Source organism: Saccharothrix longispora, from assembly GCF_031455225.1.
Taxonomy (GTDB): Bacteria; Actinomycetota; Actinomycetes; order Mycobacteriales; family Pseudonocardiaceae; genus Actinosynnema; species Actinosynnema longispora.
Genome location: NZ_JAVDSG010000001.1, coordinates 284,780 through 305,431 on the forward strand (window position 1 = coordinate 284,780; position 20,652 = coordinate 305,431).

The window sequence follows — 20,652 nt, forward strand, 5'->3', positions numbered from 1 at the left end:
ATTTACTCGAAGTGCCAGCCGAAGGGGACGGATGCGATGACCGCGGTGCTCGAAAAATTGCAATCGCTGTCCAGGGCGGAACGGCTCGCCGAACTCGAAACCGTAATCGTGGCGGAGTTCAAGGCGGCGTTGCTGATGGACGAGGACGACGAACTGCCGTTGACCGACAGCTTTTTCGACCTGGGCTTGACCTCATTGGGCCTGATGGACGTCCGCGAACGCCTGGAGGAACTCCTCGGCCGCGGCATCGGCAGCACGATGCTGTTCAACAGCCCCACCGTGGAGCTGTTGCTGGACTACTTGACCACCGACGTGCTCACCGAGTTGTTCCCGGCGCGTCGACAGTGACCGGACGGGAGACGCCGGCCATGCCGGACGAGGATGTCGCGACGATCCGGGCGGAGCTGCTGGCCGCCTACGAGACCATCCAGCAGCAGCAGCGCAGCCTGGAGAAGATCGTCCTGGAACGGCTCGAACCGATCGCCGTCGTCGGCACGGGGCTGCGCTTCCCGGGCGGCAACGACACCCTCGACGGCTTCGAGGAGTTCCTGCGCGCGGGCGGCTCGGGCATCGGTCCGCTGCCCCGCGAGCGCTGGGACGTCGCCGACCAGGACGTCGAGGGGCGCATCGGCACGGTGGCGGGCGGCTTCCTCGACCGGGTCGACGAGTTCGACGCCCAGTTCTTCAACATCCCGCCCAAGAGCGCGCCGTACGTCGACCCGCAGCAGCGGCTGCTGCTGGAGACGGCGTGGGAGGCGTTGGAGAACGCCAACATCGACCCCACGGCGCTGCGGCACGGCAACGGCGCGGTGTACGTCGGCGCGTCACCGCTGGACTTCGCGCTCGGCCTGGGCACCCTCGGGGCGGACCAGCTCGACGGCGCCATGGCCACCGGCCTCGGCGCCTACTCGCTGTCCGGCCGGCTGTCCTACTTCCTCGGCTGGCGCGGCCCCAGCCTGACCGCGGACACCGCGTGCGCGTCGTCGCTGACGGCGCTGCACCTGGCCGTGGAGGGCCTGCGCCGCCACGAGAGCGACATCGCGCTGTGCGGCGCGGTCAACGCGCTGCACGACCCGCGTTCGTTCATCATCCTGTCCAAGGGGCGGATGCTGTCGCCCGACGGCCGCTGCAAGTCCTTCGACGACGCCGCCGACGGGTACGCCCGCGCCGAGGGCTGCGGCGTGCTGGTCCTCAAGCGGCTGTCCGACGCGTGGCAGGACGGCGACACGGTGCTCGCCATCGTGCGCGGCACCGCCATCGGCCAGGACGGCGAGAGCGCGGGCCTCACCGCGCCCAACGGCGTGGCGCAGGAAGCGGTCATGCGCACGGCGCTGGCGAACAGCAGGCTCGAACCCGCTGACATCCAGTACGTCGAGGCGCACGGCACCGGCACGCCGCTGGGCGACCCGATCGAGATGGGCTCGATCCACGGCGTCTTCGGCGGGTCCCGGTCCCACGACGACAGGCTGACCGTCGGTTCGCTCAAGTCGAACATCGGCCACATGGAGCCGGCCGCGGGCGTCGGCGCGGTCATCAAGGTGATCCTGCAACTGCGGGCCGGTGTGTTCTACCCCAGCCTGATCGACGCGCCGTCCGGCCGCATCCCGTGGCACGACTACTCGGTGACGGTGCCGACCGAGTGCCGCCCGTGGGAGGCGCCGGTCCGCCGCGCGACCGTGAACGGGTTCGGCGTCACCGGCGCGATCGGCGTCGCGGTGCTGGAGGAGGCCCCGCAGCCGCCCGCCCCCGAGGTGCCGCCGCGGGACCTGCCGCGCGACGCCGGGCACGTGTTCACCCTGTCGGCGAAGAGCGAGACGGCGCTGCGCCGGCAGATCGAGCGGTACCGGCGGTTCGTCGCCGAGCACCCGGACCTCGACCTGGCCGACCTGTGCCACACCGCCAACACCGGCCGGGCCCACTTCCGGCACCGCGTCGCGGGCGAGGTGCGCACGCACGCCGAGCTGACCGCGCTGCTGGACCGCGAGGCCGCCAACCCCGGCGTGCGCCCGCGCGAGTCGTTCCGCCGGGTCGCGTTCCTGTTCACCGGGTCCGGCTCGCAGCACGTCGGCATGGGCGAGGTGCTCTACGCGCGGTACCCGGGGTTCCGCGCCCGGGTCGACGAGTGCGACGCGCTGTTCCGGCCGCACCTGGGGCGTTCGATCACCGACCTGATGTTCGGCCGCGCGCCGGACGCCGCGGACGTGATCGCGGAGACCAGGTTCGCGCACGCCGCCCTGTTCACGCTGGAGTACGCGCTCGCGTCGCTGTGGCGGTCGTGGCGGGTCGAGCCCGCGGTGCTGATCGGGCACAGCGTCGGCGAGGTCGTCGCCGCCACGGTGGCGGGCGTGTTCTCCCTGGCCGACGGCGTGGCGTTCCTGGCCACCAGGGCCCGGCTGATCGAGTCGGTGGCGGGCGCGGGCGGGATGGCCGCGGTCGCCGCGCCGGTGGACGAGGTCGCCCCCCTGCTGGAGCGGTGGCCCGACCTGGCGGTCGCCGCGGTCAACGCGCCCGACCAGTGCGTGGTCTCCGGTGGCGCGGACTCGCTCGCCGCGGTGGTCGAGGTGCTGCGGGAGCGCGGCGCGGTGGTGAAGCCGCTGCGGGTGTCGAGCGCGTTCCACTCCCCGCTGGTGGCGGGGATCTCCGACGAGCTGCGGGAGTTCCTGGAGGGCGTGGAGTTCCACGAGCCGGAGCTGACGATCATCTCGAACGAGACCGGCGCGCCCGCGTCCGCCGACGAGATCACCACGCCCGCGTACTGGGTCCGGCACGTCAACGACACCGTGCGCTTCGCGGCGGGCGTGGCCGCGATCGCCGAGCGCGGCCGGCACGTGATGCTGGAGGTCGGGCCCGCCGGGGTGCTGACCGCGCTGGCGCGCCAGTGCGTGCCCGAGGGCGACCACCGGTGGCTCGCCTCGCTCAGCCCGCGCGACGCGGACGCGCGGACCATCCGCGAGACGTTGGCGCACCTGTACGTGGCCGGGGTGGACATCGCGTGGGCCGCCGTCCACGAGGGGCGGCAGCGGCAGCGCGTCGCGCTGCCGACCTACGCCTTCGACCGCCGCCGGTACGGGTTGCCGAGGCGGGCGGCGGACCTCGACCAGGTCGGGCACCCGCTGCTCGGCCAGGCCGTGCCGACCGAGGCGCCGGCACGGGAGTACGCGAGCCGGATCAGCGCGGGCCGACCTGCGTACCTGGCCGACCACCGGGTGGGCGGGAAGGCCTTCCTGCCGGCCGCGGCGCACGTCGAGGTCCTGCTCGCGCTGGCCGACGAGCTGCACGGCGACGCCGGCCGCCCGATCGAGGACGTCCGCTTCCACGAGTCCGTGTTCCTGACCGACCGCCCCACCCGGCTGCGCACCAGGGCGACGCCCGGCGCGGACGGCCGGTGGCGGGTGGACGTGCACAGCCGGCACGACGGCGAAGCCGGTGAACGCCGGTGCGCGTCCGCCGTGCTCGGCGCCCCGGACGCGCCCGCCCTGACCGACACCGGCCGCGAGCTGCTGCGCCGCCTGGACGACCTCGGCGAGCCGGACCAGGTGCTGGGCGCGGACGAGGTGCGCGCCGCCTACGCCCGCGCGGGCCTGGACTACGGCCCGGAGTTCAGCCGGGCCCGGGCGGTGCGCCGGCACGGCGCGGACCTCGCGGTCTGCGAGCTGTCCGGCGAGGGCCTGTCCACCGCCGAGCACCTGCCGCCGCCGCTGATGGACGGGGTGACGCACGGGCTCGCGGCGTTCGTGGACGACGGCGAGAGCTACGTGGCCACCGGGATCGCGCGGGTGCGCGTGTTCAAGAAGCCGCGGGCGCGGCTGCTGCGCTCGGTGCTGCGGATCACCAGGCCGGAGCGCGGCCCGGCGTTCACGCTGGACGCCGTCCTGCTGGAGGACGGGACGCCGGTGCTGGAGCTGTCCGGCATGGCGTTCGTGCGGCTGTCCCGCGCGCCGTCCGCACCGGTCGCCGAACCGGCGGCCGGCGTCGCCGCGGACATCGGCGCCGCGAACGGCAACGGCGGCAACGGCAACCGCAACGGCGAGGGGAACGGTGCCGGGCAGGCCCCGCCCGCGCCCGTCGCCGACGTCATCCGCCGCACCCTGGCGGACCTGCTGTCCATGGACGAGGCGGACGGGGTCGACGGCGACACCACGTTCCTCGAACTCGGGGTGGACTCGTTGGTGGTCGTGGACCTCAAGGACCGCCTCCAGTCACGGCTCGGCCTGACGCTGCCGCTGTCCGCGGTGCTCGAACGGCCGACGGTCGACCAGCTCGCCACTTTCCTCGACCACCAACTCGCGGGCGACCCGGTCGGGTCCCGCACCGGAGGTGATGATGACCGGGGTTGAGATCACCGGGATCGACGAGCACGCCCACGCCGGGCAGGAGCCGGACGAGCAGACGCTGACCGCGAGGTCCGCGCTGCACGCCGCGCTGCGGCCCGACGCCGTGGCGGTGGTCTGCGAGGACCGCTCGCTGACGTTCGGGCAGCTGCACGCGGAGAGCAACCGCACGGCCCACGCCCTGCTGGCCGAGGGCCTGGCGCCCGGCACGCGGGTCGGCTACCTGGGCATGGAGTCCGAGCACTACTTCGACATCGCCCTGGGCTGCGCGAAGAGCGGCACCGTGCTCGTGCCGATCAACTGGCGGCTCACGCCCCGCGAGATCGACCACGCGCTGCGCGACTCGCGGGCCGAGCTGCTGTTCGTGGAGAGCGCCTTCCTGGACGTGGTGGGACGGCTGCGCGCCGCGCTGCCCGCCCTGCGGACGGTGATCACGCTGGACAGCCCGACGCACGTGGCGGGCGGCCTGCTGGAGTGGAAGGCGGGTCAGCCCGACACCGACCTGTCGCCGGGCACCGGCCGGGACGACGCGGTCGCCCAGCTCTACACCAGCGGCACCACCGGCCTGCCCAAGGGCGTGGTGCTGCCGCACCGGACGTTCTTCACGTTCATCGCGGACATGCGGCGGCACGGCGTCGACTGGATCGACTGGCAGCCGACCGACCGGGGGCTGAGCTGCTTCCCGGCCCTGCACACCGCGGGCTTCGGCTGGTTCTTCCACTCGTTCAACGTCGGCGCGACCACCGTGATCATGCGGCGGTTCATCGCCGACGAGGCCGCCCGGATCATCGAGCGGGAGCGGATCACCATGCTGTGGGTGGCCCCGGCGATGATGCGCATGATGATCACCGAGCGGGGCGTGACCAGCGAGACGTTCGCCTCGCTGCGCAAGGTGGTCTACAGCGGTTCGCCGATCGACCGGGAACTGCTGCTGACCTGCCTGGAGGTCATGGGCTGCGAGCTGGTCCAGGGCTACTCGTCGGCCGAGGCGGGCAGCTTCGTGACCTGCCTGCCGCCCGCGGCGCACACGTCGGACAGCACCGTGCTCGGCTCGGCCGGCCTGGTCTGCCCCGGCAACGAGGTGCGGATCGTCGACGAGGACGGCACGCCGCTGCCCGCGGGGCAGCTCGGCCGGGTCCTGGTGCGCAGCCCCGGCCACTTCATCGAGTACTGGCGGCAGCCCAAGGCCACCGCCGACGCGCTGGTGGGGGACTGGCTGCGGATGGGTGACCTCGGGTACCTGGACGAGAACGGCTACCTGTTCCTGGTCGACCGGGTCAACGACACCATCATCGTGGCGGGCCAGAACATCTACCCGGCCGAGGTGGAGGCCGTCCTGCGGGACCACCCGGACATCGTGGAGGTCGCGGTGTTCGGCGTGCCCGACCCGCACTGGGGCGAGGCCGTGCGCGCCGCCGTGGTGTTCCGCCCGGACGGCGCCGTGCCGCCGCGCGAGCTGGTCCGCTTCCTGCGCGGCAAGATCGCCGACTTCAAGATCCCCACCGGGTTCGTGACCGTGGACGCCCTGCCGCGCAACCCCACCGGCAAGCTCCTGCGCCGGGTCCTGCGCGAGCAGCACGGGACCGGGCCGAGCGCACCGCAACGGCAGACGACCGGCCTCACCGACTCCCTGCGGAGGACACCGTGATGCTCGATCCCGAAGAGTTCGCCGACCGGTACGTGGCGCTGTGGAACGAGGTCGACCCCGACCGCCGCCGCCAGGGCGTGCTGGAGCTGTACGCGCCGGACGCCACCTACGTGTTCTACCGCCGCGACCCGGTGATCGGCCACGAGGCGATCATCGCCCAGTTGGCCTACACCCACGAGATCTACGACCCGATGGGATACGTTTTCCGCTCGGCGCACAACGCGGTCGGCCACCACAACCTGATCCGGTTGAACTGGATGATGGTGCTGGCCTCGACCGGTGAAACGGAAATGCGCGGCGAGGACCTGCTGGTGCTCGACGACGACGGGCGAATCCTCTCGGACTACCAGTTCCACGACAAGCTGCCCGAGTCGTTCGTCTACAACGACGGGTACGAGACCCACGGGGTCGCCACCCGCCCGGCCAGGCCGGAGCGGGTCATCCCCTGGCCGCAGCAGCAGCTCCAGCGGTCGCCGGGCACGCCTGCCGGATGATCGCCGCCGCGGTGGGCACCGCGTGCTCCGCCGGGCCCTTCCCGGCGAACGCCGTGCCGTTGACGAGGAGCCCGCCGATGATCAGCAGGAGCGTGTCCGCGAGGCCTTCGGGGTCCTCGGCCCCGGCCTCGCGGCCGTAACTGGCCAGCAGCGCCCGCACGCGTTCCAGGTGCGCCACGGCCGCCAGCCGGCCGGGGTGGTCCTCGTCGCGGAACTCGGCGATCGTGTTGTAGAACACGCACCCGTAGAAGTCATCGGCCAGGACGCTGTCGTGGATGAACTCCACCAGCGCCAGCATCTGCCGGGCCGGGTCGCCCTCGTGGGGCCGCGTCGCCGCGTCGGCGTACTCGCCCCAGGCCTCGTCGGTCTCCCGCAGCCACTCCGCGACCAGGTAGTCCTTGCTGCTGAACTCGCGGTAGACCAGGCTCTTGCCGAGACCGGTCTCGTCCACGAGTCGCTGCATGCCGACGGAGCGGACGCCGTGACGGCCGAACAGCCGCGAGGCGACGGCCAGGATCCGCTGCTTGGTGTCGGGGGCTTGCCGGCGCGCCATGTGTGCTCCTCGAATCCGGCTACACACCATCCCTGTGGACCCAGGTTAACACCGCGCGACGGCTTCGGACCGATCGGTCTGCGTCATCCCGCCCACAGCGCCGCGGCCGGGCCGCGAGGGGTTCGCCCCCTCGCGACCCGGCCGCGGCGTGTCGGGTCAGCCCTTGACGTAGCCCATGCCCTCGACGATCAACCCGTCGCGCAGGCGCATCAGGTTGACCCCGCGCACGTGGTCCTTCGGGCCCGGGCCCCAGCTGAGCTTCCACCGGATGATGCCCCGGTCACCGGAGGCCCACACCTCCTCGGGCTCGAAGTTCGCGTTGGCGTCCGCCGCGATCGCCGACCAGAACTCCCGGCAGGCGGCCAGCCCCTCGTGCCGCGAACCGTCCGGCGCCGGTCCCGAGTTCTCCAGGACGCAATCCTCGGCGAGCAGTCCCTCCAGCAGGCTCGGGTCGTGCTTCTGGAATGCCGCGTTGAATTGGTTCAGCACCTGCAAGGTCTTGTCGTCGGACATCGGTCTTTCGTACCTCCGTGTCGGCGGTCTGGTAAGTGAAGTAAAGCCACATGCGGCCGCCGGTGCCACTTCCATCGGCGGCCGTATCAGTGCCGTGTCAGAATCCGGCCGTTCAGCGCAACTGGTCCTCGGGCGCCCGCGCGACCCACTCGGTGAACGACTCGGACCCGTCGACCCGGCCGTCGAGGTAGCGCAGGCTCAACCGCTCGACGTAGGCGGGCAGCTCGGCCGCCGTGGTCTTCAGGCCCCGCAGCTTGCGGCCGAACCCGCCGCCCTGGTTCTCCGCCATGCCCAGGCCGCCGCCCAGGTGCACCTGGAAGCCCTCCACCTGCGCGCCGTCGGCGTCGGTGACCAACATGCCCTTGAGGCCGATGTCGGCGACCTGGGCGCGGGCGCAGGAGTTGGGGCAGCCGTTGAGGTTGATGCTCAGCGGCACCGGCCGGTCGCCGAGCCGCTCCTCCAGCTCCGCCACCAGGGTCGCGGCCCGCTGCTTGGTGTCCACCACGGCGAGCTTGCAGAACTCGATGCCGGTGCACGCCATCGTGTTGCGCCGCCACGGCGACGGCTCGGCCTCCAGGCCGATCGCCCGCAGCTCGCGCACCAGCGGTCCGGGGTCGGCGACATCGAGCACCAGCAGCTTCTGGTACGCCGTGAGCCGGACGCGCCCGGAACCGTGCGCCTCCGCGAGGTCCGCGAGCCGGGTCAGCTGCTTGCCCGACACCCGCCCGACCACCGGCGCGACGCCGACGTAGTGCAGGCCGTCCTGCTGCCGGTGCACGCCGATGTGGTCGATCGGCGCCGCGGGCAGCGCGGGCGGCGGGCCGTCGAGCAGCGGGCGGCCCAGGAACTCCTCCTCCAGCACGGCCCGGAACCGCTCCACGCCCCAGTCCGCGACCAGGAACTTCAGCCGCGCCCGGTGCCGCAGCCGCCGGTAGCCGTAGTCCCGGAACAGCCGGGTGATCGCCAGCCACACGTCCGGCACCTCGGCGAGCGGCACCCACGCGCCCAGCCGCTGGGCGAGCATGGGCGCGGTGGACAGGCCGCCGCCCACCCAGACGTCGAAGCCCGGCCCGTGCTCCGGGTGCACCGCGCCGAGGAACGCCACGTCGTTGGCCTCGTAGGGCACGTCGGCCAGCCACGACACGGTCGACTTGAACTTGCGCGGCAGGTTGGACAGCGAGAGGTCGCCGACGAAGCGGTCGACGATCTCCCGGATGGCGGGGGTCGCGTCCACGACCTCGTCCACCGAGACCCCGGCGACCGGGCTGCCCAGCACCACGCGCGGGCAGTCGCCGCACGCCTCGGTGGTGGACAGGCCGACCTCCTCCAGCCGCCGCCAGATCTCCGGCACGTCCTCGATGCGCACCCAGTGCAGCTGGATGTTCTGCCGGTCGGTGATGTCCGCGGTGTCGCGGGCGTACCGGGTCGAGATGTCCGCGATCGCGCGCAGCTGGGCCAGGTCGAGCTGACCGCCGTCGCTGCGCACGCGCATCATGAAGTACTCGTCGTCCAGCTCCTCCGGGGCCAGCACACCGGTGCGGCCGCCGTCGATCCCCGGCTTGCGCTGGGTGTACAGGCCCCACCAGCGGAACCGGCCGCGCAGGTCGTCCGGGTGGATGGCCGCGAACCCCTCCCGCGCGTAGACCCGCTCGATCCGCTCGCGCACCAGCAGCGGGTTCTCGTCGGCCTTCATCTTCTCGTTGGAGTTGAGCGCTTCGCGCTGTCCCAGCGCCCACTGGCCCTGCGACCTGGTGGGTGTCGACGTGTCGGTCATGGTGGGGTGGCCCCTCTCACCTCTCGGGCAGCGGCCCGGTCACCGGGATGATCAGGCCGCCGGGCAACCAGTCGGGGGTCGAACCGTGTTCGTGCGCGGTCGCGCCGCCCATGCCGGGCATGTAGGGCGCGCCCGCGACCGCGTAGAGGCGCACCGGGTCCGCCGCGACCGACCGGCCGCGCGCCTGGTGCCAGGCCAGGTAGCCGGCCGCGCTCGGCGCCTCGCCCGGCACCCGGTCGGCCAGCGCGGCCAGGTAGTCGGTGGCGGCCGGGTCGCGCGGTGGGTACCGCAGCGGGATCTGCTGGCCGCTGGCCCGCCGCAGCAGGGCGGAGGAGAGCAGCCACGGCGCCAGGTAGGTGCTCTGCGCCACGACCGCGCCCGTGTCCACGTCGCGCACGACGGCCTCCGCGCCCGCCCAGCCGGCGACGACGACGAGCGGTCGGTTCGTGCCGTCCGGCGCGGTGACGGAGAGCCCCGCCCGCTGCGCCGCCGAACGCACCTCGGCGGCGGCCGCGACACCGCGCGGCGACTCGTCGGACACCAGCGCGAGGCTCCGCTCGCCGCGGCCGGCCAGGAAGTCCACCGTCGAGCGCAGCGCCTCGGCGTCCGCCTCGGACAGGCCGTCGGACGGGCAGGCGCCCGGCACGGCGTCACCGTCGGCGAGCAGCGCGCCCACGACGGCGCTGGCGCACTCGGGGCCGTCCGGGCCGCGCAGCGCCTCCTGCGCGGTGGCGGCGTCGGCGCCGGTGTCGACGTCCAGCGCGCCGGTCGCACCGCCCGCCGACACCCAGAGCTTGCTGGGACCCGCCGGGAGGTCGACGGCGACCCAGGTGTGCTCGCTGCCCGGACGCCGCTCGCCCGCGGTGAGGCGGTCGCGGTCGGTGCCCGCGCCCGCGTCCGGCGCGCCGACCGCGACGAGGTTGAACCCCGGCCGGTTCGGCACCACGAGGACCGGCACCTGCTGCTCGCCCAGCGCGAGCGCGTCGAGCCGAGGCGCGCCGGCGTCGGGGAAGAGCCCGGAGTCCTCGGCCCGGGTGACGCTGACCAGCAGGGAGGCGGTCGTCACCGCCAGCGAGGCCGCCAGCGCGGTGAAGAACCGCCCGCGGGGCAACTCGCGGCCGAGCAGGACGATCCCCGCGGCGGCGACGGCCGCGAGGCCGGCGACGATCATCGCGATGACCGCCGCCTTGTCGCCGGCCGCCACCGACCGGTCCAGGTGCCCGTGCTGAGCGATCAGCACGGACACCTGGGTTGGGACCGATCCACTCACCTGAGGTTCCCGTCGCTGACCGCGAACAGGACGCCGTGCGGCTGGCTGTCGCCGTAGTCGCCGTGCGGCCACGAGGTGCGGTTGAAGCTCACGCAGGGCTGGCCGGTCCGCTCGTCGCGGAACGACTTGTCCAGGTTTACCTTGCCCGCCCGGTTCAGGTCGAACATGCAGATCCGGTGGTCACCGCCGCCGCCGAAGGAGCCGGCGACGAAGTAGTTGGACAGCGCGAGGCGCTTGACCTGCTGCGTCTCCCGGTACATGCCCCGGTGGTCGCGCTCGAAGTTGTCCATCGCGCCCCAGTGCGGGCCGCCGTCGGTGGTGTCGCGGATCGGCACCACCGCGGTCAGCTCGGGGCAGTCGCGCTCGGAGCCGCCCGCGTAGACCTCGCGCAGCTCGTCGACGCTGCACCGGACCCGGTCGCCCGAGCCGAGCAGCTTGCGGATGTCCAGCACGTAGACCATGCCGGTGGTCTTGTCGAGCGGCTTGCCGTACGGGGTGGACTGGCCCATCACCGCGTGGAACAGGAAGCGGTCGTCCGGGCTGACCGCGAGCCAGCTGGAGTTGTCGCCGCCACCGGTGACCGAGCCGTCCGGGTGGAACTTCTTGTACGCGGTCGTGTCGTCGAAGACCTCGCGCCACTGCGGCGCGGGCGCGGTGATGTCCGGCGTGTAGAAGACCGCGCCACCGGCCATGGAGGACACGAACGCGCCCTTGTTCCCGGGCCGGTTGGTCATCGCGACCTCCATGACCACGCGCGACTCCTTGAAGAACGCCTTCTCCTCGAGGACGGAGCGCGGGCCGTCGCTGACCTTCGACACCGAGCGCAGCGTCGGGTTGCTGCGGTTGGTGATGTCGAAGACCCGCACGGTCTGCCGGGCCAGCTCCTCGCGCAGCGGCGAGTCCGGCGTCATGAAGTTCCGCGCCTCGGCGAAGTCGCTGGCCACCATCACGTTGAGGTCCTCGCGGACCGCGATGCCGTGCGGGTTGGCGCAGCTGGACTGGGGCAGGGCCGGCACGTTGCCGCACTGCGCCGGGTCCTCGCCCTCCTTGGTCGCCGCCGGGATCTCGGCCAGCGTGCGGCCGTCCTTGCCGATCAGCACGATGTCACCGGGCGAACCGCCCGCGCCGTTGCCGATCCGCACCTCGCCGTTGGTGTAGGTGCACGGGCCGGCGACGTTCGGGCCGCCCATGTAGGTCGCGTAGGCGGTGCCGTCGCTGAGCGTCTGGTACGCGTCCGGCAGGGTGCCGCACGGCGTGTCCATCGGCGTGTTCACGCCGACCAGGCGCAGCGCGGGCAGCGCCTTCGAGTCGAAGACGAACGTCGTGTCGGACATGATGCCGCCGGCGTAGATGTTGTCGCCCTTGTGCCACACGTACTGCATGTGGTGCGGCTCGTTGCCCATGCCGGGGCCGACCGTGACGGTGTTGACGACCTTGCCGTAGGTGCGCGACTTGGGCGTGGCGTCGATGACCGCCAGGAAGTCCGGCGCCGGCTGCTTCGCGGGCCCCGTCCAGGCGAGCAGCCATTGCCGACCATCGCCCCGGGCCGCCGGGAGGAGGTGGTTGGTGGCGGTGTAGGTGGTTCCGTCGGAACCCTTGAAGCTGGTCGTCCACTTGACCGTGTCACTGCCGACCGGATTGGCGCCGGTGAGCAGCGCGGCGGCCGTCGCAAACACTGAAACAAGCCCCAGCGCCCTCGCTGCCGGGCTTTGTCGGAAATTGAGGAGCCTCACACTTGTACCCGCTCTTTCGGGAGACGGACGGTGATCCCGCGGTGTCTGGGTATGCGCATTCGCACACCTTCCCGCGGTACTGTCGCAGATAGTCGCTGACTTCCTGCTGATACGTCGTGGTGCGGGCCCGCGCAATGCGAATCAGCGCGCTGTCAGCCCGGTGTCCGCCGGTCCTGCTAATGTCGTTGACACCGGGCACCTTTGTTCGAAAAACGTTCCCCGAACTACCGCTCCATCGCGGGGTTCGGCTGTGGGAGGTGGTTCGGAACAATGACTCGCAGCAGCACTCCCGATCTCGCCGAGTTGGCCGGCCAGGCGGATCGGCGCTTGGCGGAGGCGTCGGCCGAGGAGGTTCTGGAGTGGGCCGCGTCCACTTTCGGCGAGCGGCTGTGCGTCGCCTCGTCGATGGCGGACACGGTGCTCGTGCACCTGGCGTCCAGGGTCGCCCCCGGGATCGACGTGCTCTTCCTGGACACCGGCTACCACTTCGCCGAGACCATCGGCACCCGTGACGCCGTCGCGGACTTCATGGACGTGACCGTCGTCAACATGCTGCCCCTCCAGAGCGTCGCCGAGCAGGACGCGCGGTACGGGCCGAAGCTGCACGACCGCGATCCCGACCTGTGCTGCGCCCTGCGCAAGGTGGAGCCGCTGGACCGGGGGCTGGCGGGCTACGACGCCTGGGTCACCGGCCTGCGCCGCGAGGACTCGCCGACGCGCGCCGACACGCCCGTCGTCGGCTGGGACGCCAAGCGGGACATGGTGAAGATCTCGCCGCTGGCCCGGTGGACGCAGTCCGATGTGGACTCGTACGCCGCGGAGCACGGCGTGCTGCTCAACCCGTTGCTGGCGGCCGGTTACCCCACCGTCGGCTGCGCGCCCTGCACCCGCCAGGTGCAACCGGGCGAGCACGCCCGCGCGGGCCGGTGGGCCGGCCTGGGCAAGACGGAGTGCGGCCTGCACACCTGACGCCGGGCGCGTCCCGGGAGCACCACGGCCGACAGCCCTCCGGCCGGTCAACATCCCTACCACCACAGAGGACACGGTGTGACGACGGCGGCAGCGGTGAGCGAGTGGACAGACGACCCCTACGCCCTGACCCACCTCGACGCCCTCGAATCCGAGGCGGTCTACATCTTCCGCGAGGTGGCGGGCGAGTTCGAGCGGCCGGTGCTGCTGTTCTCCGGCGGCAAGGACTCCGTGCTGATGCTGCGCCTGGCGCTCAAGGCCTTCGCCCCGGCGCCGCCGCCGCTCACGCTGATGCACGTGGACACCGGGCACAACTTCGCCGAGGTGCTGCACTACCGGGACCGCGTCGTGGCCGAGTGCGGGCTCAAGCTGCACGTCGTCTCGGTGCAGCAGTACATCGACCGCGGCGTGCTGCACGAGAGGCCGGACGGCACCCGCAACTCCCTCCAGACGCTGCCCCTCAACGACGCGATCCGGCAGCACCGCTTCGACGCGGTGTTCGGCGGCGGCCGGCGCGACGAGGAGAAGGCGCGGGCCAAGGAACGGGTGTTCTCGCTGCGCGACGAGTTCTCCCAGTGGGACCCGCGGCGGCAGCGCCCGGAGCTGTGGCAGCTCTACAACGGCAGGCACGCGCCGGGCGAGCACGTCCGGGTGTTCCCGCTGTCGAACTGGACCGAGCTGGACGTGTGGCAGTACATCCACCGCGAGCACATCGAGCTGCCGGACCTGTACTACGCCCACCGGCGCGAGGTGTTCCGGCGGGACGGGATGTGGTTGGCGCCGGGTGACTGGGGCGGCCCGCGGGCGGACGAGCCCGTGGAGACCCGGATGGTGCGCTACCGCACGATCGGCGACATGTCGTGCACCGGCGCGGTCGAGTCCGACGCGACCGACCCGGCCGCCGTGGTCGCCGAGCTGACCGCGTCCCGGCTGACCGAGCGCGGCGCGACCCGGTTCGACGACCGGCTGTCGGAGTCCGCGATGGAGGACCGCAAACGCGAAGGGTACTTCTAGCCATGGTGACACCCGGCACGACGACGACCACCCTCCTCCGGTTCGCCACCGCGGGCAGCGTGGACGACGGCAAGTCCACCCTGGTGGGGCGGCTGCTGCACGACTCGAAATCGGTGCCGGCGGACCAACTGGCGTCGGTGGACCAGGTCTCCCGGGACCGGGGCGGCGAGGGCATCGACCTGGCGCTGCTGACCGACGGGCTGCGCGACGAGCGCGAGCAGGGCATCACCATCGATGTGGCCTACCGCTACTTCGCCACGCCCCGCCGCCGGTTCATCCTCGCCGACACCCCGGGACACGTGCAGTACACCCGGAACATGGCCACCGGCGCGTCCACCGCCGAGTTGGCGATCATCCTGGTGGACGCCCGGCACGGCGTGGTCGAGCAGACCCGCAGGCACGCGGCCATCACGGCGCTGCTGCGCGTGCCGCACGTGACGCTCGCGGTGAACAAGATGGACCTCGTCGACTGGTCGGAGCGCAGGTTCCGCGAGATCGCCGACCAGTTCAACGCCTACACCGACACCCTGGGCCTGCCCCGGGTCACCGAGATCCCGATCGCCGCGCTGACCGGTGACAACGTGGTGGAGCCCTCCGCCCGGATGCCGTGGTACGACGGCCCCACCGTGCTGGAGCACCTGGAGTCGGTGCCGGTCAGCCACGACCCGGCGTCGTTCCCCGGCCGGTTCCCGGTGCAGTACGTGATCCGGCCGCGCGGCTCGGCGCACGCCCACTACCGCGGCTACGCGGGCCAGGTGGCGTCCGGCGTGCTGCGGGTCGGCGACCGGGTCACCGTGCTGCCCGCCGGCACCACGTCCACCATCACCGGCATCGACGCCCTGGGCGACAGCGTGCCGGCGGCGTGGGCGAGGCAGTCGGTGACCATCCGGCTGGCGGACGACCTGGACGTGGCGCGCGGCGACCTCATCGCGCCGGCCGACAGCGCGCCGACGCCGACCCGGGCGGTCGACGCGATGGCGTGCCACGTCGCGGCCCGGCCGCTCGTGGTGGGCGACCGGGTGCTGCTGCGGACCACCACCCGCACGGTCAAGGCGATCGTCGAGGGCATCGAGGTCCAGCCGGGCGTGGAGGACGCCGCCAGGTGGGCGGGCGAGGGCGGGCGGCCCGCGGACCGGTTGGCGGTCAACGAGATCGGCCGGCTGGCGCTGCGCACCGCCGAGCCGCTGGCCGTCGACGCCTACGCCGACTGCCGGTCCACCGGCTCGTTCCTGCTGATCGACCCGTCCGACGGCGCCACGCTGACCGCGGGCATGGTCCGGTCCGCGCCGCGGGCCGACGGCCTGCCCGATTGGGGCTGGTGAGGATGGCGGTCACCGCCCTGGCGGCCCGCGCCCGGCACGCCGCCGTGGTGCTCGCCGCGCTGGTGCTGGCCGGCTGCGGCTACGGTTCCCTGCGGGACGCCGACCCCACCCCGGTCGCGGCGAGCGGTCCGAAGCTGTCCGTCGACGAGGTCCGCATCGGCCACCTGCCCAACGTCACCCACGCGACCCCGCTGGTCGGCGTGCGCGACGGGTTCTTCGCCAAGGAGCTGGGCGGCACCGGGGTGGCGGACGTGGTGTTCAACGCCGGGCCGTCGCTCATCGAGGCGTTGAACGCGAACGCCGTCGACATCGGCTGGATCGGCCCGTCGCCGATCGTCAACGGCTACGCGCGGGCGGGCGGCGTGAACCTGCGGGTGATCTCGGGGGCCGCGTCCGGCGGGGTGCGGCTGGTGGTCCGCCCGGAGATCGCGTCCGCGCAGGACCTCAGGGGCAGGAGGATCGCCTCGCCGCAGCTCGGCAACACCCAGGACGTCGCCCTGCTCACCTGGCTCGCGGAGCAGGGGCTGCGGGTCGACGCGCGCAGCGGCCGGGGCGACGTCTCGGTGGTGCGCACCGACAACGCGGAGATGCCCAGCGCCTACCGGACGGGCGCGATCGACGGCGCGTGGGCGCCGGAGCCGACCGCGGCGAAGCTGGTGGCCGAGGGCGGCAAGGTGCTGCTGGAGGAGTCGGACCTGTGGCCGGACGGGGAGTTCGCCACCACGAACGTCGTGGTGTCGCAGCGCTTCCTCGCCGAGCACCGGGACGTCGTGGCCGCCGTGCTGCGCGGCTCCGTCGCGGCCAACGCGTGGATCAACGCCAACCCGGGGCCGGCCAAGGAGTCCGTCAACGGCGCGCTGCGGCGGCTGACCGGCAAGGCGCTGCCCGCCGAGGTGATCGACCGCGCCTGGGAATCCGTCGAGTTCACCGACGACCCGCTGGCCTCGACCCTGGAGACCCAGGCCGGGCACGCCGCGCACGTCGGCCTGATCGAGCCGCCGGACCTGCGCGGCCTGTACGACCTGAGCCTGCTCAACGACGTCCTGCGGGCCGCGGGCAGACCCGCGGTCACCGACTCCGGACTGGGGGCGAAGTGACCTCGGCGAAGCCGCGTCCGGCGGCCCCCGGCGCACCGCCCGCCCTCGCGCCCCCGGCGTACCAGGTCCGGGTGCGGAACGTGTCGAAGTCCTTCCGCGCCGGCGACGGGGCGACCGCCGTGCTGGACGGCGTCGACCTGGACGTCGAAGCGGGCCAGTTCGTCACGCTGCTCGGCGCGTCCGGCTGCGGCAAGTCCACCCTGCTCAACCTGATCGCGGGGCTGGACCGGCCCTCGGCCGGGACCATCGACACCGGCGGCGACCGGACCGCGCTGATGTTCCAGGAGCACGCGCTGTTCCCGTGGCTCACCGCGGGCCGCAACATCGAGCTGGTGCTGCGGCTGCGCGGGCTGGGCAAGGCCGAGCGCCGGGCCGAGGCGGAGCGCCTGCTGGAGGTCGTCCGGCTCACGGGCGCGCACGGCAAGAGGGTGCACGAGCTGTCGGGCGGGATGCGGCAGCGCGTCGCGCTCGCCCGCGCGCTGGCGCAGGACTGCCGCCTGCTGCTGATGGACGAGCCGTTCGCCGCGCTGGACGCGATCACCCGGGACGTGCTGCACGAGGAGTTGACCCGCCTCTGGCGGGAGACCGGGCTGTCCGTGCTGTTCGTGACGCACAACGTGCGCGAGGCGGTGCGACTGGCCCAGCGGGTGGTGCTGATGTCCTCCCGCCCCGGTCGGATCGCCCGCGAGTGGCGCGTCGACATCCCCCACCCGCGTCGCGGCGAGGACCCCGCGGTGGCGAGCCTGTCGGTCGAGATAACCGAGGTGCTGCGCAGTGAGATCCGACGGCATGGCAGGACCTGACCACCGGGACGGGGGCGGCGTCGACGACCTGGCCCGCCTGGAGGCGGGGCTGGACGCGCTGGAGTCGCAGACCGCGCGACGGGCGCCGCTGGGCGACGTGCTGCGGCGCAAGGTGTTCCCGCCCGTGCTGGCGCTCCTGCTGATCCTGCTCGTCTGGCAGGTCCTGGTCTGGGCGCGGGTCACCGACGACTACAAGCTGCCCGCGCCGCTGGACGTCTGGGCCAGCGCGCGGGAGCTGTGGCTGCGCGGCGAGCTGCTGCACATCGGCTGGACCAGCGTGTCCCGCGGCCTGTCCGGCTTCCTGCTCGCGCTGGCCATCGGCACCCCGCTGGGGCTGCTGGTCGCGCGCGTGGCGCTGATCCGCTCGGCGGTCAGACCGGTGCTGTCCGGGCTCCAGTCGCTGCCGTCCATCGCGTGGGTGCCGCCCGCGGTGATCTGGCTCGGGCTCAACGACACCATGATGTACGCGGTGATCCTGCTGGGCGCGGTGCCGTCGGTCGCCAACGGCCTGATCGCGGGCATCGACCAGATCCCGCCGCTGTACCTGCGCGCGGGCCAGGCGATCGGCATCCGGGGCGTCCAGAGCATCCGGCACGTCGTGCTGCCCGCCGCGCTGCCCGCCTACGTGGCGGGGCTCAAGCAGGGCTGGGCGTTCTCGTGGCGCTCGCTGATGGCGGCGGAGATCATCGCCTCCTCGCCCGATCTGGGCGTCGGCCTCGGCCAGCTGCTGGACAACGGCCGCAACAACGCCGACATGGCCGGCATCTTCCTGGCCATCATCCTGATCCTGGTCGTCGGCATCGCCATCGACCTGCTCATCTTCTGCCCCCTGGAACGGGTGGTGCTGCGGAACCGCGGTCTGCTCCAGGAAGGGGAGAACTGCCGGACGACGTGGTTCCGGCGCCCCGGTGCGGGGGCCGCGTCGTAGCCCCGTAGCGGTCGAGCACCAGCCGCACCAGCTCCGGTGCGTCGCCCGGTTCGGCCGCCACGACGTCCGCGTGTCCGCCGCGCCCCGCTCGATGCGGTCGGACAGCCGTCCCGGGCAGATCACGCAGCGGGCCACCGCCACCTGCCGCACGCCGTCCGCGCGCAACGCCCGGACGGCGTCCTCCGGCACACCCGCCTCGGCGAGCCTGCGCTCCAGGGCGCGCACGAGCAGGCGGGACGGGCCGAGGACGGCGAACCGGCGGACCACCACCCCCTCGGACGCGTGGTCGCGCAGCAGCGCGGGCAGGTCGACCTCGGCGTGAAACGCGCGGGTCGGCGGCAGCGGCACGGCGACGACCTCCGCGGTCCCGCCGCCGGCCAGGGTGTCCACGCGGGGCGCTGACCCGGTCGGCGATGGCGGCGACGGTGGCCGCGTGTCGCGGGTCGCGGCTGCCGTGCGCGACGAGCATCGGCGGCGGCCCCATGCTCGTCCCTTCCGCGGCCGTGGCCGTGGAAGGGGACGTGGACGTGGAAGAGCCGCGTAGTGCGAACCGTGGTGGGTTGCTCCACCGGGGAGGGGTTGTTCGCACTACGCGGCAGGGAGTCCTCCGTGTGGAGGCGTGGCTCAGGCGGCTGCCTTCTTGCGGTAGGTGACCGCACCCGCGAGGGCCAGCAGCGTGACGACGATCGTCGTGATGGTCACGACCCACAGGCCCGCCCGGTAGCTGCCCACCGCGCTGGTCGTGACCACCGTGAGGACGGTGGCGGTGATCGCGACCACGATGCCGTTGCCGATCTGCGCGCCCGCGTTGAACAGGCCGGACGCGAGGCCCTGCTCGTTCTCGGCGGCGTTGCCGACGGCGGCGATGTTGAGCGCCGGGTAGACCGCGGCGAAGCCGAGACCACCGAGCAGCTGCTGGACCGCCAGCAGGATCAGCGGGTCGACGGTGCCGATCAGCAGCACCCACGCCAGGTAGCCGACGCACATCATGATCAGGCCGATGGACGCGATCGGCCACGGGCCGTGCTTGGTCACCAGGACCGCGCCGTAGCGGGCGGTGCCCGCCGTGAGCACGCCGCCCACCAGGAACGCGAGGCCCGCCTGGAGCGGCGACCAGCCCAGCTCGACCTGGTAGTACAGGGTGAGCACGAACTGGAACGCGACGTAGGCGCCGAAGAACAGCATGCAGATGTTCGCCCGGGTCAGCTGGGGCCGCCGGAAGATGCCCAGCGGGATCAGCGGTGCGGGGTGGTTGCGCTCGACCGCGGCGAACAGCGGGAACAGCACGACCGCGGCGGCGAGCGAGGCGAGGGTGACCCAGTCCCCCCACCCGCTGGTGGCGGCCCGGCTGAGCCCGTACACCAGGGCGACGGCACCCGCGGTCACCAGGACCGCGCCCAGCACGTCCATGCGCTGGCGCTGCGACGCCTCCTGGCGACCGGGGATCACGGCGCCCGCGAGCACGGCGACGATGAGGCCGACCAGGGCCGGCATGAACATGGTCAGCCGCCACGAGATGCTGGACAGCAGGCCGCCGAGCACCAGGCCCAGCGAGTAGCCGGCCGACGCGACCGCGAGGAACGTGCCCAGCGCCCGGTTGCGGGCGCTCGGTTCGCGGAAGGCGTCCAGGAGCACGGCCATGGCGACCGGTGCGGTGATGCCGGCGCTGATGCCCTTGGCCAGGCGCGCGACGACCAGCAGGAGACCGTTGTCGGCGAACCCGCCGACGACGCTGGCCACGATGAACACGACCAGCCAGCCGATGAGCAGCTTCTTGCGGTTGTAGACGTCCGCGAGCCGGCCGCCCAGGAGCAGGAACCCGCCGAAGCCGAGCGCGTAGGCGCTGACCACCCACTGGAGCGCCGCGGGCGACATGGCCAGGTCGTCCTGGACCAGGGGGAGGGCCGGGCCCATGGACGCGATGTCCATCGCGTCGAGGAACTGGACCGCGCAGACGACCGCCAGCAGCAGCGGCAGGTTCTTCACCACTGTCGTGCCGACCGGCGGTTTCGGGTCGTGGGAAATGGGTGGCGAGGCCGCTGGGGACGGCTCGGTCATGATCAGCTCCGCTCGTGTGGGACGTCGACCCACCTTTAGTGGACCGATCAGTCCCGGACTGGTCGGTCCATCTTCCGGGCAGACGAATGCCTCTGTCAACAGAGGCATTTGCGGTCGTTATCGGCCCGTGGGCTTCGCGAACCGT

General features: G+C 72.8%; 16 protein-coding genes and 1 pseudogene. 10 read left to right on the plus strand and 7 right to left on the minus strand.

From position 1 onward, the window contains the following. Positions 1-36 precede the first annotated feature (36 nt). From J2S66_RS01185 to J2S66_RS01200, 4 genes are read left to right on the plus strand one after another with little or no spacing between them, the layout of a single operon-like run. On the plus strand, positions 37-348 hold the full coding sequence (locus J2S66_RS01185; protein ID WP_306749486.1) for an acyl carrier protein: 312 nt from the start codon (positions 37-39) through the stop codon (positions 346-348). A 20-nt stretch (positions 349-368) separates the two neighbouring features. Continuing rightward, positions 369-4,337 (plus strand): type I polyketide synthase, encoded by a 3,969-nt coding sequence (locus tag J2S66_RS01190; protein WP_310302604.1) that lies wholly within the window; start codon positions 369-371, stop codon positions 4,335-4,337. After that, positions 4,324-5,979, plus strand: a complete 1,656-nt coding sequence (locus J2S66_RS01195) for a long-chain-fatty-acid--CoA ligase (RefSeq protein ID WP_310302608.1) — start codon at positions 4,324-4,326, stop codon at positions 5,977-5,979. The genes J2S66_RS01190 and J2S66_RS01195 overlap by 14 nt, the downstream gene beginning before the upstream one ends. After that, positions 5,979-6,473 (plus strand): nuclear transport factor 2 family protein, encoded by a 495-nt coding sequence (locus J2S66_RS01200; protein WP_306749483.1) that lies wholly within the window; start codon positions 5,979-5,981, stop codon positions 6,471-6,473. The genes J2S66_RS01195 and J2S66_RS01200 overlap by 1 nt, the downstream gene beginning before the upstream one ends. Here J2S66_RS01200 and J2S66_RS01205 read toward each other — a convergent pair. The 5 genes from J2S66_RS01205 to J2S66_RS01225 form a co-directional block, all read right to left on the minus strand. After that, the gene (locus J2S66_RS01205) at positions 6,418-7,026 is read right to left on the minus strand and encodes a TetR/AcrR family transcriptional regulator (RefSeq protein WP_306749482.1); all 609 of its coding nucleotides are present in this window, start codon (positions 7,024-7,026) and stop codon (positions 6,418-6,420) included. The genes J2S66_RS01200 and J2S66_RS01205 overlap by 56 nt on opposite strands. Positions 7,027-7,182: 156 nt before the next feature. Then, entirely contained in the window at positions 7,183-7,539 is a 357-nt protein-coding gene (locus J2S66_RS01210) for a nuclear transport factor 2 family protein (RefSeq protein ID WP_310302616.1), read from the minus strand. 112 nt (positions 7,540-7,651) lie between these two features. Next, entirely contained in the window at positions 7,652-9,313 is a 1,662-nt protein-coding gene (locus tag J2S66_RS01215) for a nitrite/sulfite reductase (RefSeq protein ID WP_310302619.1), read from the minus strand. Positions 9,314-9,329: 16 nt separating this feature from the next. Further along, on the minus strand, positions 9,330-10,553 hold the full coding sequence (locus J2S66_RS01220; RefSeq protein WP_310302622.1) for a hypothetical protein: 1,224 nt from the start codon (positions 10,551-10,553) through the stop codon (positions 9,330-9,332). A 26-nt stretch (positions 10,554-10,579) separates the two neighbouring features. Continuing rightward, positions 10,580-12,259, minus strand: a complete 1,680-nt coding sequence (locus J2S66_RS01225; RefSeq protein WP_310302625.1) for a selenium-binding protein SBP56-related protein — start codon at positions 12,257-12,259, stop codon at positions 10,580-10,582. Between the two features lie 327 nt (positions 12,260-12,586). Between J2S66_RS01225 and J2S66_RS01230 the strand changes: the two genes are divergently transcribed. The 6 genes from J2S66_RS01230 (at position 12,587) to J2S66_RS01255 (ending at position 18,449) form a co-directional block, all read left to right on the plus strand. Then, positions 12,587-13,285, plus strand: coding sequence for a phosphoadenylyl-sulfate reductase (locus J2S66_RS01230; RefSeq protein WP_310302628.1), 699 nt, complete (start codon positions 12,587-12,589; stop codon positions 13,283-13,285). Positions 13,286-13,381: 96 nt separating this feature from the next. Further along, positions 13,382-14,299: a sulfate adenylyltransferase subunit CysD gene (cysD, locus tag J2S66_RS01235; protein ID WP_310302631.1), complete on the plus strand. Its 918-nt coding sequence runs from the start codon at positions 13,382-13,384 to the stop codon at positions 14,297-14,299. 2 nt (positions 14,300-14,301) lie between these two features. After that, the gene (locus J2S66_RS01240) at positions 14,302-15,621 is read left to right on the plus strand and encodes a sulfate adenylyltransferase subunit 1 (RefSeq protein ID WP_310302634.1); all 1,320 of its coding nucleotides are present in this window, start codon (positions 14,302-14,304) and stop codon (positions 15,619-15,621) included. Positions 15,622-15,623: 2 nt separating this feature from the next. After that, positions 15,624-16,718 (plus strand): ABC transporter substrate-binding protein, encoded by a 1,095-nt coding sequence (locus J2S66_RS01245; protein ID WP_310302637.1) that lies wholly within the window; start codon positions 15,624-15,626, stop codon positions 16,716-16,718. An 80-nt stretch (positions 16,719-16,798) separates the two neighbouring features. After that, the gene (locus J2S66_RS01250; RefSeq protein ID WP_310302640.1) at positions 16,799-17,521 is read left to right on the plus strand and encodes an ABC transporter ATP-binding protein; all 723 of its coding nucleotides are present in this window, start codon (positions 16,799-16,801) and stop codon (positions 17,519-17,521) included. Beyond that, complete coding sequence (locus tag J2S66_RS01255) at positions 17,508-18,449, plus strand: ABC transporter permease (protein ID WP_310302643.1); 942 nt, start codon at positions 17,508-17,510, stop codon at positions 18,447-18,449. Before J2S66_RS01250 ends, J2S66_RS01255 begins: the two co-directional genes overlap by 14 nt. 252 nt (positions 18,450-18,701) lie before the next feature. Here the strand turns inward: J2S66_RS01255 and J2S66_RS37270 are convergent. Continuing rightward, positions 18,702-18,839 (minus strand): annotated as a pseudogene (locus tag J2S66_RS37270) (hypothetical protein); the annotation flags it as partial. Positions 18,840-19,073: 234 nt separating this feature from the next. Further along, positions 19,074-20,507, minus strand: a complete 1,434-nt coding sequence (locus tag J2S66_RS01265; RefSeq protein ID WP_310302649.1) for an MFS transporter — start codon at positions 20,505-20,507, stop codon at positions 19,074-19,076. Positions 20,508-20,652 lie beyond the last annotated feature (145 nt).